At 53.7% G+C, this 19,614-nt stretch carries 17 protein-coding genes and 1 riboswitch; of the genes, 5 read left to right on the forward strand and 12 right to left on the reverse strand.

Annotated elements, in window-relative coordinates; genetic code table 11:
* Positions 1–20 precede the first annotated feature (20 nt).
* From dctP to OSH09_RS00710, 3 genes are read right to left on the reverse strand one after another with little or no spacing between them, the layout of a single operon-like run.
* Positions 21–1,118 carry a TRAP transporter substrate-binding protein DctP gene (gene dctP, locus OSH09_RS00700; protein WP_266119812.1) on the reverse strand — a complete coding sequence of 366 codons (1,098 nt, stop codon included), beginning with the start codon at positions 1,116–1,118 and terminating at the stop codon, positions 21–23.
* A gap of 18 nt (positions 1,119–1,136) precedes the next feature.
* The gene (locus OSH09_RS00705; RefSeq protein ID WP_266119813.1) at positions 1,137–2,459 is read right to left on the reverse strand and encodes a TRAP transporter large permease; all 1,323 of its coding nucleotides are present in this window, start codon (positions 2,457–2,459) and stop codon (positions 1,137–1,139) included.
* Entirely contained in the window at positions 2,449–2,949 is a 501-nt protein-coding gene (locus tag OSH09_RS00710) for a TRAP transporter small permease subunit (RefSeq protein ID WP_266119814.1), read from the reverse strand. The genes OSH09_RS00705 and OSH09_RS00710 overlap by 11 nt, the downstream gene beginning before the upstream one ends.
* A gap of 341 nt (positions 2,950–3,290) precedes the next feature.
* Here OSH09_RS00710 and OSH09_RS00715 point away from each other — a divergent pair, with 341 nt between their 5' ends.
* A complete protein-coding gene (locus tag OSH09_RS00715) occupies positions 3,291–3,803 on the forward strand; it encodes an RNA polymerase sigma factor (protein ID WP_266119815.1) in 513 nt (170 codons plus the stop codon).
* Positions 3,804–3,880: 77 nt separating this feature from the next.
* Positions 3,881–4,951, forward strand: a complete 1,071-nt coding sequence (locus OSH09_RS00720) for a FecR family protein (protein WP_266119816.1) — start codon at positions 3,881–3,883, stop codon at positions 4,949–4,951.
* 289 nt (positions 4,952–5,240) lie between these two features.
* Here OSH09_RS00720 and OSH09_RS00725 read toward each other — a convergent pair whose 3' ends face one another.
* Positions 5,241–6,596 (reverse strand): FRG domain-containing protein, encoded by a 1,356-nt coding sequence (locus OSH09_RS00725; RefSeq protein ID WP_266119817.1) that lies wholly within the window; start codon positions 6,594–6,596, stop codon positions 5,241–5,243.
* A 501-nt stretch (positions 6,597–7,097) separates the two neighbouring features.
* Between OSH09_RS00725 and OSH09_RS00730 the strand changes: the two genes are divergently transcribed.
* The gene (locus tag OSH09_RS00730) at positions 7,098–9,500 is read left to right on the forward strand and encodes a TonB-dependent siderophore receptor (protein WP_266119818.1); all 2,403 of its coding nucleotides are present in this window, start codon (positions 7,098–7,100) and stop codon (positions 9,498–9,500) included.
* Between the two features lie 247 nt (positions 9,501–9,747).
* On the opposite strand, the gene OSH09_RS00735 is transcribed toward OSH09_RS00730, so the two are convergent.
* Positions 9,748–11,154, reverse strand: coding sequence for an amino acid permease (locus tag OSH09_RS00735; protein ID WP_266119819.1), 1,407 nt, complete (start codon positions 11,152–11,154; stop codon positions 9,748–9,750).
* Positions 11,155–11,533: 379 nt separating this feature from the next.
* Positions 11,534–11,623, reverse strand: a riboswitch (glycine riboswitch).
* A 288-nt stretch (positions 11,624–11,911) separates the two neighbouring features.
* Here OSH09_RS00735 and OSH09_RS00740 point away from each other — a divergent pair.
* Positions 11,912–12,856 (forward strand): DedA family protein/thiosulfate sulfurtransferase GlpE, encoded by a 945-nt coding sequence (locus OSH09_RS00740; RefSeq protein WP_266120524.1) that lies wholly within the window; start codon positions 11,912–11,914, stop codon positions 12,854–12,856.
* A gap of 118 nt (positions 12,857–12,974) precedes the next feature.
* Here OSH09_RS00740 and OSH09_RS00745 read toward each other — a convergent pair whose 3' ends face one another.
* The 4 genes from OSH09_RS00745 to aqpZ form a co-directional block, all read right to left on the reverse strand.
* Positions 12,975–13,850: a DMT family transporter gene (locus OSH09_RS00745; RefSeq protein WP_207873843.1), complete on the reverse strand. Its 876-nt coding sequence runs from the start codon at positions 13,848–13,850 to the stop codon at positions 12,975–12,977.
* A gap of 144 nt (positions 13,851–13,994) precedes the next feature.
* Complete coding sequence (locus tag OSH09_RS00750) at positions 13,995–14,933, reverse strand: LysR substrate-binding domain-containing protein (protein ID WP_266119820.1); 939 nt, start codon at positions 14,931–14,933, stop codon at positions 13,995–13,997.
* 113 nt (positions 14,934–15,046) lie between these two features.
* A complete protein-coding gene (locus OSH09_RS00755) occupies positions 15,047–15,466 on the reverse strand; it encodes a lysozyme inhibitor LprI family protein (RefSeq protein ID WP_266119821.1) in 420 nt (139 codons plus the stop codon).
* A 247-nt stretch (positions 15,467–15,713) separates the two neighbouring features.
* Entirely contained in the window at positions 15,714–16,412 is a 699-nt protein-coding gene (aqpZ, locus tag OSH09_RS00760; protein WP_266119822.1) for an aquaporin Z, read from the reverse strand.
* Between the two features lie 415 nt (positions 16,413–16,827).
* Here aqpZ and OSH09_RS00765 point away from each other — a divergent pair, with 415 nt between their 5' ends.
* Positions 16,828–17,193: a nuclear transport factor 2 family protein gene (locus OSH09_RS00765; RefSeq protein ID WP_266119823.1), complete on the forward strand. Its 366-nt coding sequence runs from the start codon at positions 16,828–16,830 to the stop codon at positions 17,191–17,193.
* A 27-nt stretch (positions 17,194–17,220) separates the two neighbouring features.
* On the opposite strand, the gene OSH09_RS18325 is transcribed toward OSH09_RS00765, so the two are convergent.
* Genes OSH09_RS18325 through OSH09_RS00775 form a run of 3 tightly spaced genes read right to left on the reverse strand, consistent with a single transcriptional unit; the run spans position 17,221 to position 19,513 of the window.
* On the reverse strand, positions 17,221–17,640 hold the full coding sequence (locus tag OSH09_RS18325) for a DUF3325 domain-containing protein (RefSeq protein ID WP_407653270.1): 420 nt from the start codon (positions 17,638–17,640) through the stop codon (positions 17,221–17,223).
* Complete coding sequence (locus OSH09_RS00770) at positions 17,562–17,927, reverse strand: DUF3649 domain-containing protein (protein WP_323178689.1); 366 nt, start codon at positions 17,925–17,927, stop codon at positions 17,562–17,564. Before OSH09_RS00770 ends, OSH09_RS18325 begins: the two co-directional genes overlap by 79 nt.
* On the reverse strand, positions 17,855–19,513 hold the full coding sequence (locus OSH09_RS00775; protein WP_266119825.1) for a PepSY-associated TM helix domain-containing protein: 1,659 nt from the start codon (positions 19,511–19,513) through the stop codon (positions 17,855–17,857). The genes OSH09_RS00770 and OSH09_RS00775 overlap by 73 nt, the downstream gene beginning before the upstream one ends.
* Between the last annotated feature and the right edge of the window lie 101 nt (positions 19,514–19,614).

A 19,614-nucleotide genomic window follows, 5' to 3' on the forward strand; every position in this document is an offset into this window, starting at 1 on the left:
TCACCGTAATGAGTACCGCTTTATTTCAGGCAAGCCTTGATTTTTTCCAGATCAGGGCCGTCAATCGGACGTCCCAGGTTGAAGGGCATGGAGGTCTCGCGCCAGTCCTTGTAGTCATGCAAATATTCCATCTGGCTGGCATACACCTTGGCGGCATCGGGATTGCTGCAGGCCATGGAAATCATCACCTCATTGGTCACTTGCTGAATGGTCTTCAGGCTTTCATCATCCATGCGGTGGATTTCTACCCCGGCTTTCTGGAATGTACGCAGACCTTCCGTCGCTTTTTTCTCGGAGAAGGCGATGGACCACATCATGGTGGCGTCTGCGGCAATTTTCAGTTTCTCCTTGGCCGAATCACTGAGCGCATCCCAGGCGGTTTTATTGATCATGACGCCAAACACGGAAGCAGATTGGTGCCAGCCTGGTGTGGTCCAGTGCTTGGTGACCTGATGCAGCCCGGCAGAAACGTCGACGTTTGGAGTGGAGAACTCGGCTCCCTCGATCACGCCACGCTCAAGCGATTGATACAGTTCTTGACCAGCCATGGACACTTGCGTGCCACCAATCTTCTCAAGCACTTTGCCTTGCTCCAGACCAGAGAGCCGCAGGCGCTTGCCCTTGATTTCTTCCAGATTGCGGATCGGCACATTGGTATGAAAACCGGATTCGTTATTGGTGATGGCATAGGGGATGTACACCATGCCGTACTTGCCGTAGATCTCGTTATAAAGTTCGGCGCCACCCCATTCCTTGATCCAGTTTGCATAGTCAACCGCATTGAACAAGCTGGAATGGGTGCCTAGAGGAGAGAACGCCGGGTTGCGGCCCGCCCAATAGCCCGGCCAGTCTGCCCCGGCCTGGATGGTGCCGGATTCGACAGCACTGAACACTTCGCCAGTCGGCACCAGAGCACCACCTTCGTAGAATTCAATTTTCAGCTCGTCACCGACCAGTTTGTTGGCTAGTTCCACCCACTTCTTGTCCAGTTCAACCAGCTCGATCGAGGCGGGCCAAGTACTGGTCATGGTCCACTTTTGAGCAGCCTGGCTCAGGCCTGTCATGCCCAGCAGGGCAAAGCCAGTCAAGGCGCAGAGTGCTTTTTTTGTGAGTTTCATTGTGTCTCCTTGTTTTATTTAAGTTCCGTACAGGACGGTGGGTAGCCAAGTGGCCAGGCCAGGGAAGATGGCCAGCAAGATGCACATCAAAATAATCAGGCCAATGAATGGAACAACCCCGCTGATGATCTCCATGGTCTTCACAGATTTAGGAGTGATGGCCCGCAAATAGAAAAGTGCGTAACCAAAGGGCGGAGTGAGGAAAGAGGTTTGTAAAACAACGGCAACCAGAATTACGAACCAGAGCAGGCTGATGCCCATTTCCTGCACAATCGGCAAGAGAATCGGGAAGGACAGCAGGACAATACCGGTCCAGTCCAGAAAGCAGCCCAGCACAAAAATAATCAGCAGCATCACCACAATAAGCAGCCAGGGCTCCATATCCAAGCCACGCATCAGGTCTTGCGCAGCGCCCAAACCGCCGGTGATGTTAAAGACGCCGGTAAAGGCGGTTGCGCCTACCACGATAAATAAAATCATGGAGGAAGTACGGCCCGTTTCGTAAAGCGCATTCAGGAAAATGGACCACTTGAATTTGCCCCGGAAAATAACGATCAGCAGGGACAGCAATACCCCAAGAGCCGAGGCCTCTGTCGCCGTCGCAATACCGGCCAGCATGGAACCCAGAATGCCCAGAATCAGAAAGATAGGGGGCACGGCCTCCACCAGCAGCATGCGAATCAAGGCGGGCCTGGAGATCTTTTCATCCGGCTCCACGGACGGGGCGCGTTCCGGGTGACGCCAGGCAACGAACACGACCCACACGGCATAGAGCAGGCCCAGCAGCACGCCGGGAATCAGCGCGCCTGCAAACAGCTCGCCAATAGACAGCGGGGAGTAGCTGGCCATCAGAATCAGCATGATGGACGGTGGGATCAGAATACCCAGACACCCCGAGGCCGCAATCACCCCTGTAGTGAGCTTGGGGCAGTAGCCGTATCGCAACATGGGGCGCAAGGCCATCATGCCGGTTACGGTAATGGAGGCACCGATAATGCCGGTGGTGGCGGCCAGCAGAATGGAGATGAACACCACAGCCAGTGCCAGCCCGCCACGAACGCGGGACATCAGCAGCCGCAAGGCCTCGAACATTTTGTCGGTCACTTCGGAGTCAGACAAAAAGCGCGCCATCAGGATGAACAAAGGGATGGCGATCAGTGTGTAGTTGTCCAGGACATCGCCGTAAATACGGTTGACCACAATGCCCAGCACCATGGGTTTGCCCGCTACCAGCGCACCGATAACGGCGGTGCTGCCCAGAACAAAGGCCAAAGGATGGCCCATGAATAGCCCCAACAACAGAAAGCCACCCATGACAAGAGCAATCAATTCAGGCGTCATGATGGGCGGCTTCCTTCTGGCTCAACAAACGAACAACTTCAGCAATACCCTGAAGCAGCAAAAGCGCGGCGGCGACCACCATGGAGATCTTGAGCGGGTAAACAGGCAGTTGAACCGCGCCGTAGGTGGTTTCACCCTGAGCTAACGAGCGCATGGCGAAATCGTAGCTGCGAGTCAGAAATACCCAGGCAAAGGGGAAGAAGAAAATCAGATAGCCCGCAATTTCGGTCCATTTACGGACGGTGGGGGAAAAGCGGTTGATCAGCAAATCTACCCTGACATGGGCCTGGTGTTTAAGTGCGTAGGCACCCAGCATCAGAAAGTAAAACCCATATAGCTGCTTGGTGACGTCAAAAGTCCAGCGAGTGGGCTGATTCATCACGTAGCGCATGAACACTTCATAAATAATAATGGTGGAAAAAATAATGGCGATAAAGGAAATGAGCTTTCCTATCCATTCATTGATTGAGTCGATTAGACGCAAAACCATGCTTGTCCCTTATGTTCGTTTTTATGGGCGACATCTCTGTTTTAGTCTATGAGTAAGATCGGTGCAGTCACAACTTGGGTTTACCCTTACGTCAACCTGAATTGAATAATTAAGGGTAATAAGGCGTAAATAGAGATGATTTACTCATCTGATCATGCTTGGTTTGATGCCTGAAAAAAAGCGTAGCGCAGGGAATTGAGAATAGCGGTTGAATACTGTTCTTGCTTGTGTGTGAAGAGTAGGGGAGTGGCCCTGGGTTTGGCAGATATTTCATAGCATCTATCTGATAATGAGAATTATTGCTAATATCATGCACCTCCCGCGTTTCTCTAATTTGCTCCATGGCCCGCTCCCCTACGTCCAAAAAACCTTGGCTCGCCTACTATGGCGAGCTGATCGGCGTGTGGGCGCGGCGCTCGGGCAATCGGGCCGAGGTGGAGGATGCCACTCATGATGTCATGGTGCGTGCCCTGGAAACTGACTGGCCCTGCCTGCCCAACCCCAATCCGCGCGCCTATTTCCATCGCAGCGTGCGCAATCGCCTGATTGATGTGCATCGTCATTCCAACTTTTTGGAGACCGTGCCTTTGCATCAGTTGGGGGAGGACGAGCACCCCTTGGAGTGCGACCCTGACAGTTCCATACGCACCGTGCAGTTACTGTCTTCCTTGAAAGAGGCCCTGAGCGAGTTGTCCCCCAAATGTCGGCAAGTCTTCTTGTGGCATCGGCTGGAGGGATATACTCAAGCGGAAATTGCAGACAAGCTGAACATTTCCGTGAACATGGTGGAGAAATACATGATCCAGGCCATGCGCCATCTGCGCGAGCGCCTGAAAAATCATGCTCCCCATTAAGAGAACAAAGGGCACTTGGCCCGCGTAGGCAAGACTAACAATCCCGGCTGTCTGCTCTTTGTATTTTGCTGCTTTCCATGACTTCAGAATCTCCCTTACTTCCTGACAATCCCCACGATGCCGCTGCTTACTGGTTTGCGCGTGTGCACTCGGGCGATTTCAGCGTTGCAGAGGAAAAGCGTTTTCTGGAGTGGAGACAGGCAGATAGCCAGAACGAGTTTGAGTACCGGGCTTTGGAGAGTATCTGGCAAAGCAGCTTGATGATTCCGGATGAGGAGTTGCGGGAGATGTTGGATGAGGATGCTGAGGCTGGTTTGGCCTCGGCTGATGGCTTGGCTGAGGTTTCAAGCGAGCACGCATCCAAGACATCACCCAGGGCCTCCTTCGCAATACCTCCCAACGCAGCACGCCGTCGTTTTCTCTGGCAAGGTGCAACGCTTGGCGCCGTCGCAATACTAGGTGCAGGCGGTGTTTACATCGCGCAACAAGATACCGTCAGCCATGCCCTGAGCTACATCACCGCCTTCGGTGAACAAAAAACCGTGACGTTGCCCGATGGCTCCGAAGTCCATATGAATGTCTCCACGGAGCTGGTACTGCATTATCAGGCCGACCGGCGTCAGCTCACCTTGCTGAAAGGGGAGGCGATGTTTGCGGTTCAAAGCGACAAGAATCGTCCCTTTATCGTAGATGCCGGGCAAGTTCAGGTTGAAGTCACAGGCACTGTATTCAATGTGCGTCGTCATGCCCAAGGCAATGTGGAAGTAGCCGTAACCGAAGGCTCCGTTCAAGTCTCGTCCGGGCCCTGGTGGAATCGCCAACAAGCATCGCTGACACCGGGCATGCTGGCGCAGGGTAGTGAAGAGCAGGCCTGGTCGGTGCAGCGAACGGATGTTGCGGCACGTACCGCCTGGCGACAAGGTAAAGTGGTGTTTCGGGATCAGACCCTGGACGAAGTGGTTCAGGAAATGAATCGTTATTTGCCTGAACCGATTGAGCTGATGGACGAAAAGTTAAAGCGTCTTCGTATGGCAGGGGTTTTCAATATCGAAGATGCGCAGGGCTTTTTGATGGCGCTGCAGGAGCAGTTGCCGGTGACGATAGTGAGCCGTTCGGATGGGCGGGTGGGGGTGGCTGTAGAGCGGTGATGTAAATGGAGTTTTGCAATGGAAGCGTTATGGCTGCTTTCGGCCAGTTCCGGCCGTTCGCCATCGTCGGTGCGTGGTCATTCGAGCGGCGGTTCACCTCAAACAGCGGCCCTCCACAGTCGGACGGCATTAGGTCGGTTGCCGCGCCGAGTTCTCCCTCCGCCCTCGCGTGCATGGCCGAGTGGCTTGACGCCGCGTGCGATGACGTTAAGCTTCGGGAGCTGCGTAGGCTTGAGGAAACATTCGCCTTGTGGCGTTAGCTACGCGATGCCGACGCAAGAGTAATACCTCATTGCCCTGTTGCGGCTCGAAAAAGATGCAAATGTGCATAGCTCAACGGGCCGATGGTTTTAAATTGCCCATCAGCCAATGCGTCATTCAAAATTCGCAGCAGGTTGAAATGTCGCTCATGCACCAGATCGTTGTTGCATGGACATTCATCAATGTGCTTCGCCTTCTTCCAGACGTCGCCCTCCAAGCTATAAAACCAACCAGCGCTTACGCCACCGCCAGAGGGAACGTTAGTAGGGTGCCCAATCAACAGCGCTGTAACCTCGACAAGCCCATCGCCCGTTCGTCGTACGAAAACGCCCTTGTCGCAAACATATGAGTCAGAGCGCTCAGGTGGGCGTATAGGGGCATCGAGTTCGATCACAAATGCTCCATGTCCATTGAGTAGCTTTGTCACCTCAGGCAACGAAAAGGTCGCTGGAGGCGAACTGTAGTATGCCGTCTCCTGCATCCGATAAAAACGAAAATCGGTAAGATCGGAGATAACTTGTCGCTGCTCGTCGATCCAGAACTCATCGTACAGGATGGTTTGGGGCGGCAGGTGTTTCGTAAATTCGACTCGATACTCGGGTAGGTCAAGTCCTCGATGGAATACCGGGATTGTCATCTCGTCCTTAAAGACACGTTGCCACGGAATATCGAGCAACGCATGCAGTAAGAAGTCGGTTTTCGCCGATGGGAAAAGATCGTTCGTGTTGTTAAGTCCAGCCTCCGCACACCGCTGTAGCAGCACGCCGTTTTCAACAGTCAGATGCGCTACGACTGCATCGGAAGGCAAGCGGCTCACGATTCCAGCAAGGCAGGCGTGTTGCGCGTGAAATCGCAACGGTCCGCCTTCCACGCTTATCTCGTCCAAGTCGTGCAGTCCGACCTCTCGCGCCTTTAGTGCAGCGATGTCAATCACATACAGGTGTCCCTTCCCAGTCGTAACCTCGGCATAGCTCGCCTGCGTGTGTACAAGCCAAACGGGGTCTTCCTCGTGGTTTTCACACATGTTGATCGTTCGCTTTTCGGAATACTGATGTGACGCGAACCAGCAAGCGACCGTCAGTGATTTTGTCAGGTCGATGTAGAAAGAACGCCAACCATAGTGCTGAAGTATCGCCTGCACAAATTCATCACTAATATCTTCGTACTTAGCCCCGCTAACCGCCCTGATGAGTGCTCTAGCAAAGTAGAGCCATTTCTGCATCAACGGAGGAACGCAGCCCTTCCGTTCAAACGATGTCGGAAAGCTCGGAGCACCTGTCTCGTCAAAATAGTGTTTTGCTTGTCCGCGAAAAAGGAATCCGTTCACGAATCGCTGCTCCACCATCCTCAGTTCTTCGATAGTCGTTATGGATAGGGTTTCCAATCTAATTCCTTTTTTTAGGCTCGAACTGGCGAACAAAACGATAGCCCGTTTCTCTGCTCGTGTCTCGGTTCGTCGGGTCGGGCTTTGCTTTTAGATCGTCGCCATCACGCCCGGTCATTGGTCGCACCTTGTACAACACGCCATAGTGGCGCAAGCCGTCCGCTTCACTTTGAGAGCGGTCGTTGGCATACCAGCGAATCTAATGACGGCAACGGGTCGGAAGCAGGCATATGAATATGCCTTTTTATCGAACAAATTGTATAAGCACAGTTAGTTCAAATGTACACAGAGGTTAATCGGCTCCTAATTCGGCTGCTGCACTGGTTTGTTGCTTGTTAGTGATAAGTTCCTTCAAACCCCATTCAGGGTTTTCCGCCCCCCGTCCGTTGTACCTATGAAGGCAGGTTTTCCGCACTCCCCGTGCGGCCTGCCCCCATCCTTTGGCCAAAGGGATCCCCCATTCGTACATCTACAGGACCTCTGTCTGTTAGGAAGACCTCTGTGACTCTCCGTTCCTCTCGTTCTCACTCCCTGACTGGGCGTGCGGCTCGTTTCCCTTTGGCTGCGCCTGCCTTGAAGCTGGCGCTTTCCCTGGCTTTGTCGGCTACGTTTGTACCTGCTGTTTCCTTTGCCCAGCAAGCGGATGTGACGGTTTCGATTCCGTCCTCGTCCTTGGGTGATGCCTTGCTGCAATTAGGCCAGCAAACCTCTTTCCAGTTTATTTACACCTCCGACCTGGTGCGCGGTATCCAGGCTCAGTCCGTGTCTGGTCGCATGGCGCCGGAAGCGGCTTTGGACAAGTTGTTGCAGGGCACGGGCATTGCTTACACCCGTACTGGCAACACGATCCATCTGCGCAAGAAGGTGGATGTGGAGGAGCTGGCAGCGATCAAGGTGCGTGCTGCCAGCCCTGTCACGGAAGGCTCTGGCTCTTATACCGCCGCTGGGCCTAGCCGCACAGCGACGGGGTTTGATTTGTCTTTGCGCGAGACGCCACAGTCCATCACTGTCATGACGCGCGAGCGTCTGGATGACTTTAATTTGTACAAATTGTCTGATGTATTGGAGCAAACGCCCGGTGTATCAGTAGACCGGCAGGGAGATGCTGTTAACTTTGCGATTCGTGGCTCGGCGGTGAATATGCAGACCGACGGGATGCGTCAGAAGGCCAGTGGCTGGCTGGTCAATACGCAAACCCAGTACTCCATGGACGATATGGCCGAAATTGACCGTATTGAGGTATTGAAAGGGTCGTCCGGGCTGATGAGCGGAGATGGGGCTTATGGGGGCACGGTCAATATGATCCGCAAGCGCCCAACCGATGACTTCCAGGCCAGCATTGGCACGGCCGCCGGTAGCTGGGATAACTATCGAATTGATGCCGATGTTAGTTCGCCCTTGAATAAAAGCGGTTCCGTGCGAGGTCGTCTGGTTGCAGCCGCCTCGGATGGCAAGAGTTTCCAGAATTATGTGAAAACCAGTAGCAAGACGTTCTACGGGATTGTGGAGGCTGATCTGACGGATCGCACCTTGTTGACGCTTAGCTTTACTCAAAAAAACCGTACGATTAAAGGTGCCGCAGGCACATCGATGATTCAGGCTTATGCGGCAGATGGCCAGTTCCTGGGGATCAAGCCACGGGAATTCAATGTGGCTGCTCCATGGTCCGGCTACGAGCAGCAAAGTAATACCTTGTTTCTTGATTTAACGCATCGCTTTAGCAATGATTGGTCCGCGACGCTGAAAGGAAGCCTGGATAAGACAGTTAACCCGGGTGAGCAGGAAGGAGTTTGGTTTGCCGGCCAACCCGCGATGATCGATGTGGCTTGGTCACGCGATTATGAAACCCGTAATCGCAATCTGGCTTTAGCGGTGCAAGGCCCATTCTCGTTGTTGGGACGTCAGCACGAGTTGCGTTTCGGGGCGGATACCTACAGAACGACGACAGAGTCCTATGCAGCGGCGGGTCGACTTAGCAATCTGGGTTTGGACTATGCGGACGGTGGAGCAGTGATTGAAATCCCCGATTTCACTACTATGCCCATTAGTAATCATAGCTATTTCAGCTCGCAGCGAAACTCGCTGTATGCAGCAGGCTTATTCAGTCTGGCGGACCCTGTCAAACTGATTGGTGGCGTGCGTTACACCGATTTCAAGCAGTTTGATGAAACTCCGTACTCGTACAGCAATAATGACTTCAAGCAACATGGGGTAGTGACGCCTTACGCGGGTCTGGTGGTGGATCTGAACGATCAGATTTCTGTTTATGGTAGTTATGCCAGCATTTTTAAGCCGCAAGGCGCCAAGGATATGGATGGCAAGACCTTAGATCCAGAGCGTGGTGTGACTTATGAGCTGGGTGTGAAAGGCGAGTTTTTTGATGGTGCCTTAAATGCCAGCGTGTCTCGTTTCTGGATGAAGACTAACAATACGGCGGAGTCCACGGGCGAGGTTCGCCCAACCGGGGAGACGATTTACCGTGCAGTTAATGGCGCGATGCGTCGCGGTTACGAGCTGGAACTGTCGGGTGAAGTGGCTCCCGGCTGGCAATTGCAGGGAAGCTACGTTCAAAATAGCAGCAGTTTGAAAACGACTGACACTGTGCCTAAACACCAGTTTAAATTGGCCAGTAGCTATCGTTTTGCTCAGTCCTTGCCAGGCTTGTCTGTGGGCGTCGCAGCACGTTGGCAAAGTAAAGCATCGACTCGACTTATGGATCAGCCCTCTTATTGGTTGTTTGATGTGATGGCTCGTTATCAGGTCAACAAACATCTAAGCCTGGGGGCCAATGTGAATAATGTGTTTGATAAGAAATACATGGCAGGTTTGCGAGAGGCCGGGCGTATTCAGTATTCCTGGGGTGCGCCAAGAAACTTCACGGTGAATATGCGTTACCAGTTCTAAGCTAATTGGGAATCAAGGCTGTGAACGAAGCTACATGTACTTGAATCCCCCTTATGCAATCTGCATTAAAAAAGCCACCCGTTTGGGTGGCTTTTCGCATCCGGGCTCCAGCCTCGTTCCAGTTCTGCTGCCCAAGGGCAGCGAGTTGGAGTGTTGCCAGTGTGTGCCAGCCAAGTTTTGTAGAACGAGGCCAGACCCGACTGCGGCAACACGGTTCTTGGTAGAACCGTGTTGTTTACATCACAACTTAGCTGACGCTTTGCGCCGCCAGGCCCAATGCCAAGTCTTTCTTCATGCGTTTCTTGTAGAAAGGCAGGCAGATGAACAAGGCCAGGAACCAGAATGGCGTGGCAATCAGGCCGATCAGGGTTTCTTCTTCCTGGCTGAACAAGTACAGCGCAAAGGCAAAGAACACCAGCGTCAGATAGCACATGGGAATCGCAAAGGGCATTTTGTAGCTCGATGCGGCATGGGCTTCAGGACGAACGCGACGGTACTTCAGGTAGGTGATCAGGATCACGGCCCAGACAAAGATAAAGCAGATGCTGGCCACGGTGGTCACGATGGTGAACACGCGCATCACGTCGCCTTCTGCGTAAAGCAGGAACAGGCTGGACAGCAAGAGGGCGCAAGAGTAGATCAGACCATTACGGGGGGTGCCGTTACGCGACAACTGGCTGAATGCTTCGGGAGCCAGCTTGTTTTTGGACAGACCGTACAACATGCGGCCTGTCGAGAACATGCCGCTATTGGCGGACGACAGGGCCGAGGTCAGCACCACAAAGTTGATGATGGCTGCTGCGGCACCCACGCCAATCAGCAAGAACATATTTACAAACGGGCTCTTGTTGGGAGCAACAATATCCCAAGGGGTGACGGTCATGATGGCGGTCAGGGCCAGCACGTAAAACACAATCACGCGAACGGGAATCTTGTTGATGGCTTTGGGCAGGTTCTTGGCAGGGTCAGCCGTTTCAGCAGAAGCCGTACCCACCAGCTCAATACCCACGAAGGCAAAGATGGCGATCTGGAAGGCGGCAAAGAAGCCATGCAATCCATTGGGGAACATGCCGCCGCGGTCCCACAAGTGGGTCAGGCTGGCTTTTTCGCCGGTCGGGCCGACAAAGCCGGTGAACAGCAGGTAAGCACCCACGCCAATCAGCGCAACAATGGCAATGATCTTGACCAAAGCAAACCAGAACTCCAGCTCGCCAAACAATTTGGCCGACAGCAGGTTAAAGATCAGCAAGAAGGCGATACACGCCAGGCCGGGAAGCCAGAGCGGAATGTCCGGCCACCAGAATTGGGTGTAGCCGGTAATGGCGACAATATCCGCAATACCAATAACCACCCAGCAGAACCAATAGCTCCAGCCCAGAAAATAGCCCATGGTCGGGCCCAGAATATCGGCGGAGAAATCCACGAAAGATTTGTATTCCAGGTTATGCAGGAGCAATTCCCCCATTGCCCGCATAACAAAAAACAAAAAGAACCCGATGATCATGTATGTGAACAAGACCGAAGGTCCGGCCAGGCTAATGGTGCGGCCTGATCCCATAAATAGCCCTGTACCGATAGCGCCTCCAATTGCTATCAGTTGCAGGTGCCGGTTTTTCAACGAGCGCTGCAGTCCAGATGAATGTTGCTGAGACACACTGTTCTCCTAGTTTTTTTTCGTTCAAATGCGTAATTATGACTGTGCTGCGAGAAAACAAAGGGCACAACCCGTCCTCAAGGACGGTTTTCTTGATGCCGATCTAAATAGGGTATGGAGCGCACAGCAGTCCTCCTTGTTCTGACGACATGAAATGTCAAAACAGACCTGTGTGCGAATAAAAATGGGAATAGGGATGTGGCGTGTCAGGCGGCCAGAAAATGGCACCCGACTATCTGCTCATAGATAGGCTCCGGACGAATAGGTGAACACAGGCCATATGGCCTCTGTACCCCCTCTGTCCGTTTACCTGAGAGCTTATCCATCGGTTCGCGATGGTCCCCTTCGGTGGGCACTGATGTGCCTCTCTCCAGAACGTCAAGGGTTCAAGATTCTTTTGCCTGAGAGATTCCGGGGTCGTTGCTCCGTCGGCGCTTCATCAAAGTGAAGACTCTCACCTGAACCGTTATTGACGCCGCTATTGTATAGACAGGTAAAAAGCGATGACTACTATCGTTAACCTGTAGGTCTTTAATGAGAATAATTCTTGTTTATTGATCTATTTTGTGGCTGGAAGGTCAACACTTGGAAGGGGAAATCGGGTGGCAAAAGAGGCGGAATGGCTCTTTATCAGGCGTCTGCACAGGGACCGCAGTTTTTGCATGGTAGCTATTCTTGAATGCTTTTAAGCTGAAACAGAAATTGGCAGGCGCCAGCCTACAATACGCGCTATCTGGCAAATTCTGTGCGTCGTTCTATGGTCGAATCCATTCTGCAACTTATCGAGCAACACGGTCTGTTGATCGTGTTTTTTAACGTGCTGGTTGAACAGGCCGGTGCGCCTGTGCCTGCGTATCCCGTGCTGGTGGTGACGGGGGCTTTGCATGAGTCTGGCGGCTACAGCTTGTGGGGCTTGCTGGGCGTGGCGGTTCTGGGGGCCATGATTGCGGACTACGGCTGGTATCTGGCTGGAAGGCGTTATGGCGGCAGATTGCTGGCCTTGTTGTGCAAGATTTCCTTATCCCCTGACTCCTGTATCCGGCAGACCGAATCCATTTATATGCGTTGGGGTGCGCCGTCTTTGATGGTGGCTAAATTCATTCCGGGCTTTGCTTCGATTGCCAGTGTTTTGGCCGGTACGGTTGGCACGCCTAAACGCAGCTTCCTGTTTTACGACATTATCGGGGCGGCCGTGTGGGCGGGCTCTGCGGTGTTTCTGGGTTCTTTGTTCAGCTCTGCTGTAGACGAACTCTTGAATGTCCTGGTCAGCCTGGGTGTGTTGGGCGGAATCCTGCTGGCGCTGGCCTTGGCGGTGTTTATTGCCAAGAAATGGTGGCAGCGTCATCGCTTCATCAAATCTTTGTGCATGGAGCGTGTCAGCGTGCAGGAGCTGCATCAGATGCTGTCTTCAGAAACTCCGCCCGTTATTGTGGATGTGCGTTCGACCTTTGTTCAGGCTCAAGGGCGCATTCCGGGAGCAATCAGTCTGGCCCTGGGCGAGGCGACGTTGAACCTGATTACCGACGGGGAAATCATTGTGTATTGCGATTGCCCCAACGAGGTGTCGGCGGCCTTGGTGTCCAAGCGTTTGCTGCAAAGTGGTTACAGCCGGGTGCGGCCTTTGGAAGGCGGTCTGGAGGCGTGGCGGGCTGCTGGTTTTGATGTACAGCGCGATCCTAATCTGCCTGAGGCAGCTTTATAAAAAAAGGCAGACAGGCTGTCTGTCTGCCGGAGTGGTGCTTGCTGGATCTGCGTTTGTGTTCAGGGTCGTGTCTGGCGACGGGCATGAGCTAAGGCAGCAGCTACAGCCAGCCCCCCGATCAGGGTTTGTGTACGGATGCTTCCAGCGTGGAGCGCGCCACGGCCAGGGTTTTTTGGCTCATCACCAGCCCACCCATGACCAGCGCAACACCCACCAGTTGCAGCGTGGTCGGCCAGACCCCTTTGATCAGCGCATCCAGAATGAACGCGGTGACTGGCACCAGCAGCATGAAGGGGGCCACGGTTACTGCACCAAGCTGTTTGATGGCGCTGAACCACAGCGCGAAGGGGCCAGCCGTCAGGACCGTCGCCAGCAGGAACAGGCCCAGCCAATGAACAGGAATAATCTGCGTTGGAATATCCTGGGTCAGCAGGGCGATCAGGCTCAGCTCAACCCCGGCAATCAGTAACTGCCAACCGGTAAAACCCAAGAGCGGGATGGGTGGTGCACCCCACTTGTTCATCAGAACCCCACCCGTTGCAATAGACAGCATGCTACCCAGCGCGGCGACAATGCCGACCATATCCAGGTGTGCCTGACTGGACATGACGACCAAGGACACACCCAGCGCACCCAAGAGGACAGCGCCAATCCGCATCAAGGCAGGGCGAGCACCCAGAATGCCCCAGGCAATAAAAATGGTGGCCAGCGGGGTCAGGGCCTGGAATATGGCGGCTACACCACCAGGAAGGCGAGTCGCAGCAATAAAGAACAGGCCAAAGAACAAGCCGGTGTTCAACGTGCCCAGCACCGCGAGTCGTCCCCACCAGGCGCGGGGAGGCAGGCTGCGGACCAGCATCAGCAAAACGATGGCGCCCCCCAAGGCCCGGACTGCTGCCAGAAACAAGGGGTTAGGCGGCAGCCAGGTGGTGGTCAGAATGTAAGTAAAGCCCCAGAGAATCGCGGCGGTGGCCGCAGCCAGTTTGGCGTTCATGTCGATGTACTCCCCATGATGAATTTTGGATGAGGAGACTATAGAAGTGCAACGATGACTTGGATAGATGGGAATATGGTCATCAGCGTTCCATAAACAGAACGACTGTGTATTTGCTGGATTTAGCCAGGTAGCCGTGCGGACTCAGGGCGAGGGAGTATGCAGAATCGTCACGAATTCCTGCCCCAGAAAATCCAGAAGGGCACGGACAGCAGGCACCAGACCCCGGCGCGAGGGGAATACTGCATGCACAACACCAGGGCGGGGATTCCAGCCTGGGGCCACATCCACCAACCTGCCATCCTGCATATAGGGGGCGACCAGCATGGCGGGCATTTGTACCAGTCCAATGCCTTGCAGCGCGGATTGCAACAAGGTCATGCGGTCGTCACAGACCAGTCGGGGCTGATACGGGATTTCTTTCAAGGTGTTTTCAGCAGTTTGCAGTTGCCAGACGGGATTGCGTAGCAGATGCTCGTCGCTGAGGGCGGGCCAGCTCCCCAACAGGTCCAGCGTTGGCAGCCCGCCCATGCGCTCAATTAAAGCGGGGCTGGCAACCAGATACTGAATACTTTCACCTAATACTTTCATGACCAGACCGCTGTCTTCCAGAGGAGGGAAGCGGACGCGCAAGGCCACATCAAAGCCTTCCCGAATCACGTCCACACGGCGATTGGTACTTTCGATTTCCAGTTTGACGTGGGGGTACTTGGCCAGATACCGAGCCAGCAATTCATTGACGCCGTAGTCGAGCAAAGCCAGCGGGCAGCTCAGACGCACCGAGCCTTGTGGTTCACTGCGATGGCGCTCGATAATTTCCTGGGCGGAGTCTGCCTCCACCAGCATGGCCAGACAGCGCTGGTAATACATCTGACCAATCTCCGTCACACTGAAGTGACGGCTGGAGCGTTGGATCAGGCGCACGCCCAGAGTTTCTTCCAGGGAGGTGATGCGTCGGCTTAGTTTGGATTTGGGGATGCCCAAAGCCCGTCCGGCGGGGGCAAAACCGCCGTGGTCCACGACCTGGACAAAGTAGTAGAGGTCATTCAGGTCGCGTGTGGACGGATGTTTGGTATCAGGCATGTCGGTAGGGTATGGCTGGGTTCAAGCGGGGGCGAAGTCCTGGCCACCAGGGCTGTCCGCTAGAGAGGGTGCGGCTTGGCGAATGCTCAAGGCCCCGTGCTCGTGGACGGAATTTACATAGCCGGTGGAACCGGGCAGCTCATGTCTCCCTCTTGGCAAGACAGGTAATTGTTGAAGTCCTTGATACGGGCTTGAGTCAGTTCATTGCGGCAACTGGCGATCAGCATGGCATGAATGCTGCCACCTTGTGTGTTGATGGCAGCAAAGTCGCACTCCGCGTCCCGAAAACCGATCCAGGCTCGTTGAGAGGTACGCAAGGCTTTGAGGGTGTCGGCATCGTCTTTCAGGCGCGTGCTGATTTCTTTGTAGAGCTTGTTCAGCTCGGCATCCGAGCTTTTGTACTCGTTGCTGATGCACTGGTTGATGGCGTTCTGATTCGTCAGGCTGTCGCAGTCGGCTGCCTGCACCAAAGCGGTGTTTGCCATCAGACTGAATCCTAAAGCGATCAGGCCGGTATTCAATATTTTTTTCATGAGGTTCTCCGCTTGTTGGGGCTTTGGTGAGCGTATGAGTCTGGGGCTAACAGTCAGGTGCTGGGTGTAAATCCTACTACATAAGGGAGACGAGCTTCGCGCCTTGCGATCTTCCTGCTGATCACACCGCTGCAGATGACATGAGCTTTCCGTAAATAGCATTGAGCCGCATCGGTTTGAACAGGCAGTGTGCCTAATTCAAACTGATGCGGCTCAATAGTGTCCTGCGATCAGGAGCTAGTGCTGCTTAATCGTCGTTGGCGTGCAGCAAGCGATACACCAGGGCACCGATGACGCCCCCTATCAAAGGAGCCACCCAGAACAACCAGAGCTGTTCCATCGCCCAGGTGCCCTGGAACAAGGCCACGCCGGTAGAGCGGGCAGGGTTAACCGAGGTGTTGGTGATGGGAATGCTGATCAGGTGAATCAAGGTCAGGGACAGACCAATCGCTACACCGGCCAGGCCTGCATGGCCGCGCTTGTGCGTGGCGCCCATGATGATGAACAGGAAGAAGGCTGTCAGCACAATTTCTGCGATCAGGGCAGCGTTGAGGCTGTAATTGTCGGGCGAGTGCTCACCAAACCCGTTGGAGGCAAAGCCAGCAACTGGATCAAAGCCGGTTTTGCCGCTGGCGATCAGGTACAACACACCCCCGGCCAGAATGCCGCCAATTACCTGCGCGACGATGTAAGGAAGCGCTTCGCGGGCAGGGAAGCGCCCGCCTGCAACCAGCCCCAGCGTGACAGCGGGGTTAATGTGGCAACCGGAGATATTGCCGATGGCGTAGCACATGGTCAGCAAAGTCAGACCAAAGGCCAGGGCAACACCGGCAAAACCAATACCCAACTCCGGATACGCAGCGGCAAAGATCGCACTTCCGCAGCCCCCAAATACCAACCAGAAAGTGCCCAAGGTTTCCGCCGTGCACCGTTTTAGTAAAGACATGATATTGCCCTGTGAGTGATTTAACACGGCAGAGTCTATCTATAAGTGAGATTCATTAATGACTTGAAAGGAAAACAACTGTTAAAAGTTTTCCTTTGTTGAGGGTGGTGTTTTTTTTATTTTATTTGTTAGAAATATCGTTTAAATCGCGGCTTGTGTCAGATGTAGGATTCTGTCGGGTTTGTGAAGACAAAGCATTTTTACCCTGACTGCCGACCCGACCCGACCCGTGTCCGTAGATAGAGTCGTTTTAGTTTTTGGAAAAAAATAGGTTTTCAAGATGCTCTTGCTTTTTAAAGCTCCTTCTAGCTCACTTAATTAGAGGTTTTGCATCCTTTAAGCTACTTCGTTTGCTCGCGTATAGTTAAGGTGTGTTCTAAAATTTTCTACAAACCCACGAGCCATCAGCACAAGCATGATTCATTCCCTGAAAGCCCTGATTCTGTCTCTTGAAGAGCGCCTGCTCGATCGCTCCACCCGTCAGGATGTGGCCGAGCTAAGTGAGTTGCTGGCTGATGAGTTCGTTGAGTTCGGTGCCAGAGGTGCCGCGTGGGACAAGGCGGAGGTTCTGGAGTCGTTGCCGGAGCAGCTATTTGAGCAGCGGCGCTTGAGTGATTTCAAGCTGACGGTATTGGCCGAGGACGTTGTCCTGGTGACTTATATTTGTGCAGTCTCGGCCAAAGAGGGTCTGCAGCGTTCTTTGCGCAGTTCAATCTGGCGGCAAAGACAGGGCCGTTGGCAGATGGTGTTTCATCAAGGGACCCGGATCGTGAACGAGTAGAAAGCGGCATACTTGTGCCGCTCTGCTTCAAGGTAATAGTGGTTTTTGGGATTTAGAGAGGCTTGCACGCTTGGCTTTTTTCTCTCGCCAGGGCCACCAAGGAAGGTAGAAACTCAGCCCTGCACTGGCGACGGTCAGCCAGCCCAGCCACACTACCGTTCCAATACTCCAGCCCCAGCCCTGCCAACACAGCGCTAAAGCTATGGCCAGTAAAGGCCAGCCAATCAGGCGGAATGCCAGCCTTTCCTTTTTGCTGGGAGGGCGATGCAAGAGTAAGGCACTTTGACGATCATTGGCTAAAGCCAGGCAGACAAAGCCTGTCAGGCTACTTATAAAAATGGCCAAGTTCAGTAATACAGTAGGGTGACTCATGACATGGCTCCTTGAGGGGCCAAGAACAGACACAGTAGTGCGATCAAGGCAGAGGTCAAGAGTAAGCCTGCCCATGCACGAAGCGCGCTGCCGGCGCTAAATACCCATATGACCGCGACGGTGTACCAGATAAAGGACAGCATGTTCGCGCTTAGTACCGCTTCGCTTCGAGGTAGTGGCCAAATGAGCGTAAGCAGTACGGTGATGGCGGATGTTAAGACATATCCTCCAATAATCGCGGCGACAATGCGTGACAGAACCTGTAAACGATAGCGAAGGCCAAGCTGGCTCATGGCGTGTCTCCCGTTAAAGGAAGTTTGCTTTGTGTAGTGGGTATATTTAGCTGCTCGGTAATCAGCCATTTTCTTTTTACTTTGATAGCCATATAGGCAAAGCCTGCAGCCAGCCCGAGCATGCTGAGGTCAAACCCGGCCAAGACCCAGTCACCATAGGGCAGGGTGACGCCCAGATGGCGGTCAGTGGTGAGGGCATTGAGAACAGGGAGCAAGGCATAGGAGCCGCAGGTCAACCAGAGAAGCTCTAACCAGGCTTGTTTCAGAGGTCGTACGGCTGCCAGCAAAAATGCGGCACCCCAGACGAGAAATAGCGCATGTATTTCCCATTGGGCACGCTCAAGCATTTGTACAGGCAGCAAGCGGTTAGCCCAGAAATAGGCAGCTAATCCAAGCGGCAAACCGATCAGGGTCCCAAGGTTCAACACGTCAACCAGTCGTAGTCCAGCCGCATCAATGTGCTCTGACAAGCTAAGGTCAGGCTTGTTAGCCAGTTTCTTTTGGTATTTGGTGCGCCGTTTGGTGGTCCACAGAATCAGACCGGTGCCGATAACAGCGCAGCCAAGCAGGCCCGAAATAAGATATAGCCAACGTAGCCACCAATCTGCAAAAGTCCCTTCATGCAATCCGAGCAGGATGTATTGGGTATTCAGGGCGGTTTTGTTGAGGGCATCGACGGTCAGTATCTGCCCATCCAGAGCACTGAAGCGCAGGGTCTCACCGCGTCTCCAATGTATGCCGCTAGCACCCGTACGGCGTAGCTCTATATAGGGTGTGCCACCTTGTGGATGCATGATGGTGACGGAGGCAATATTGTTCTTTCCCCATTGTTGTTCTGCCTGTTGCGTGATCACACTCATGGGGATTTTTGGGGGAGTGACGGGCTGATAGTCAACTTTCTGGAAGTACAGCTCATCAATAAATGCGTGTCGCCCTGCGTCAGAAGATCCGTACATCACCGTATGTCCGGCAGGAACGTACAAGGACATGAAAAACACCAGGCCCGTGTACGTAATCATCAGGAAGAAAGGCAGAGTCATGACACTGACGATATTGTGCGCGTCTAGCCAGGAGCGTTGCCCTTTCCCCGGTCTGAAGGTAAAGAAATCGGTGAAGATTTTTTTATGTATCACGACGCCAGTGACAACAGCGACCAACATCAACATGGTGCATATTCCGACTAACCAAATAGCGAGTTCCTCAGGAAGATAATGCAGGGCGTAGTGCATACGGAGCAATCCTGTGCCACCCTCTGTTGCGCGCGGCGTGATGCCAGTTTGTACTTGGCCTGTGACCGGATCCAGGGTTGCTTCACCACGGCGAGCTTCGTGTTGGAAGGGTTGCTCTTCCCAGCTAATGGATAACGGATGCTCGATACGAGGTTTAAGGTCGTGATGCGGCAAGGTAATGGTCCAGGCTTTGAAGTCCGGGGGGGATTTTGCGCGGAGTTGCTTTAAGGCGAGCTCTAGCATGGCACTGGATTGCACGGGTACAACTTGTGAAGGTAGGGGATGTTCGGGCTCCATCCATCGTGTGATCTCGTCTTTTACATAACTGGCTGTGCCGGTCAAAAATACAAAAAACAGGACCCAGGCGACGACAAGTCCTACCCACGTGTGCAGCCATGCCATCGATTGGCGAAAAGTGGCTTTCACTTTGATGTACTCCCTGTTTTAACGGCGAGTTCAGGTATAGCGCTATTCACACAAAAATCCGGAAAAATGGTGGGCTGATAGTGGGTATGCAGTGAGGGCGA

It is taken from the genome of Alcaligenes parafaecalis, from assembly GCF_026344135.1.
GTDB lineage: Bacteria > Pseudomonadota > Gammaproteobacteria > Burkholderiales > Burkholderiaceae_B > Alcaligenes > Alcaligenes parafaecalis.

What these genes read in the sequence shown, in the direction of transcription:
- dctP (WP_266119812.1), bottom strand. Translation starts at nt 1,118, where the DNA reads ATGAAACTCACAAAAAAAGCACTCTGCGCCTTGACTGGCTTTGCCCTG.
- OSH09_RS00705 (WP_266119813.1), bottom strand. Translation starts at nt 2,459, where the DNA reads ATGACGCCTGAATTGATTGCTCTTGTCATGGGTGGCTTTCTGTTGTTG.
- OSH09_RS00710 (WP_266119814.1), bottom strand. Translation starts at nt 2,949, where the DNA reads ATGGTTTTGCGTCTAATCGACTCAATCAATGAATGGATAGGAAAGCTC.
- OSH09_RS00715 (WP_266119815.1), top strand. Translation starts at nt 3,291, where the DNA reads ATGGCCCGCTCCCCTACGTCCAAAAAACCTTGGCTCGCCTACTATGGC.
- OSH09_RS00720 (WP_266119816.1), top strand. Translation starts at nt 3,881, where the DNA reads ATGACTTCAGAATCTCCCTTACTTCCTGACAATCCCCACGATGCCGCT.
- OSH09_RS00740 (WP_266120524.1), top strand. Translation starts at nt 11,912, where the DNA reads ATGGTCGAATCCATTCTGCAACTTATCGAGCAACACGGTCTGTTGATC.
- OSH09_RS00745 (WP_207873843.1), bottom strand. Translation starts at nt 13,850, where the DNA reads ATGAACGCCAAACTGGCTGCGGCCACCGCCGCGATTCTCTGGGGCTTT.
- OSH09_RS00750 (WP_266119820.1), bottom strand. Translation starts at nt 14,933, where the DNA reads ATGCCTGATACCAAACATCCGTCCACACGCGACCTGAATGACCTCTAC.
- OSH09_RS00755 (WP_266119821.1), bottom strand. Translation starts at nt 15,466, where the DNA reads ATGAAAAAAATATTGAATACCGGCCTGATCGCTTTAGGATTCAGTCTG.
- aqpZ (WP_266119822.1), bottom strand. Translation starts at nt 16,412, where the DNA reads ATGTCTTTACTAAAACGGTGCACGGCGGAAACCTTGGGCACTTTCTGG.
- OSH09_RS00765 (WP_266119823.1), top strand. Translation starts at nt 16,828, where the DNA reads ATGATTCATTCCCTGAAAGCCCTGATTCTGTCTCTTGAAGAGCGCCTG.
- OSH09_RS18325 (WP_407653270.1), bottom strand. Translation starts at nt 17,640, where the DNA reads ATGGGCAGGCTTACTCTTGACCTCTGCCTTGATCGCACTACTGTGTCT.
- OSH09_RS00770 (WP_323178689.1), bottom strand. Translation starts at nt 17,927, where the DNA reads ATGGCTGATTACCGAGCAGCTAAATATACCCACTACACAAAGCAAACT.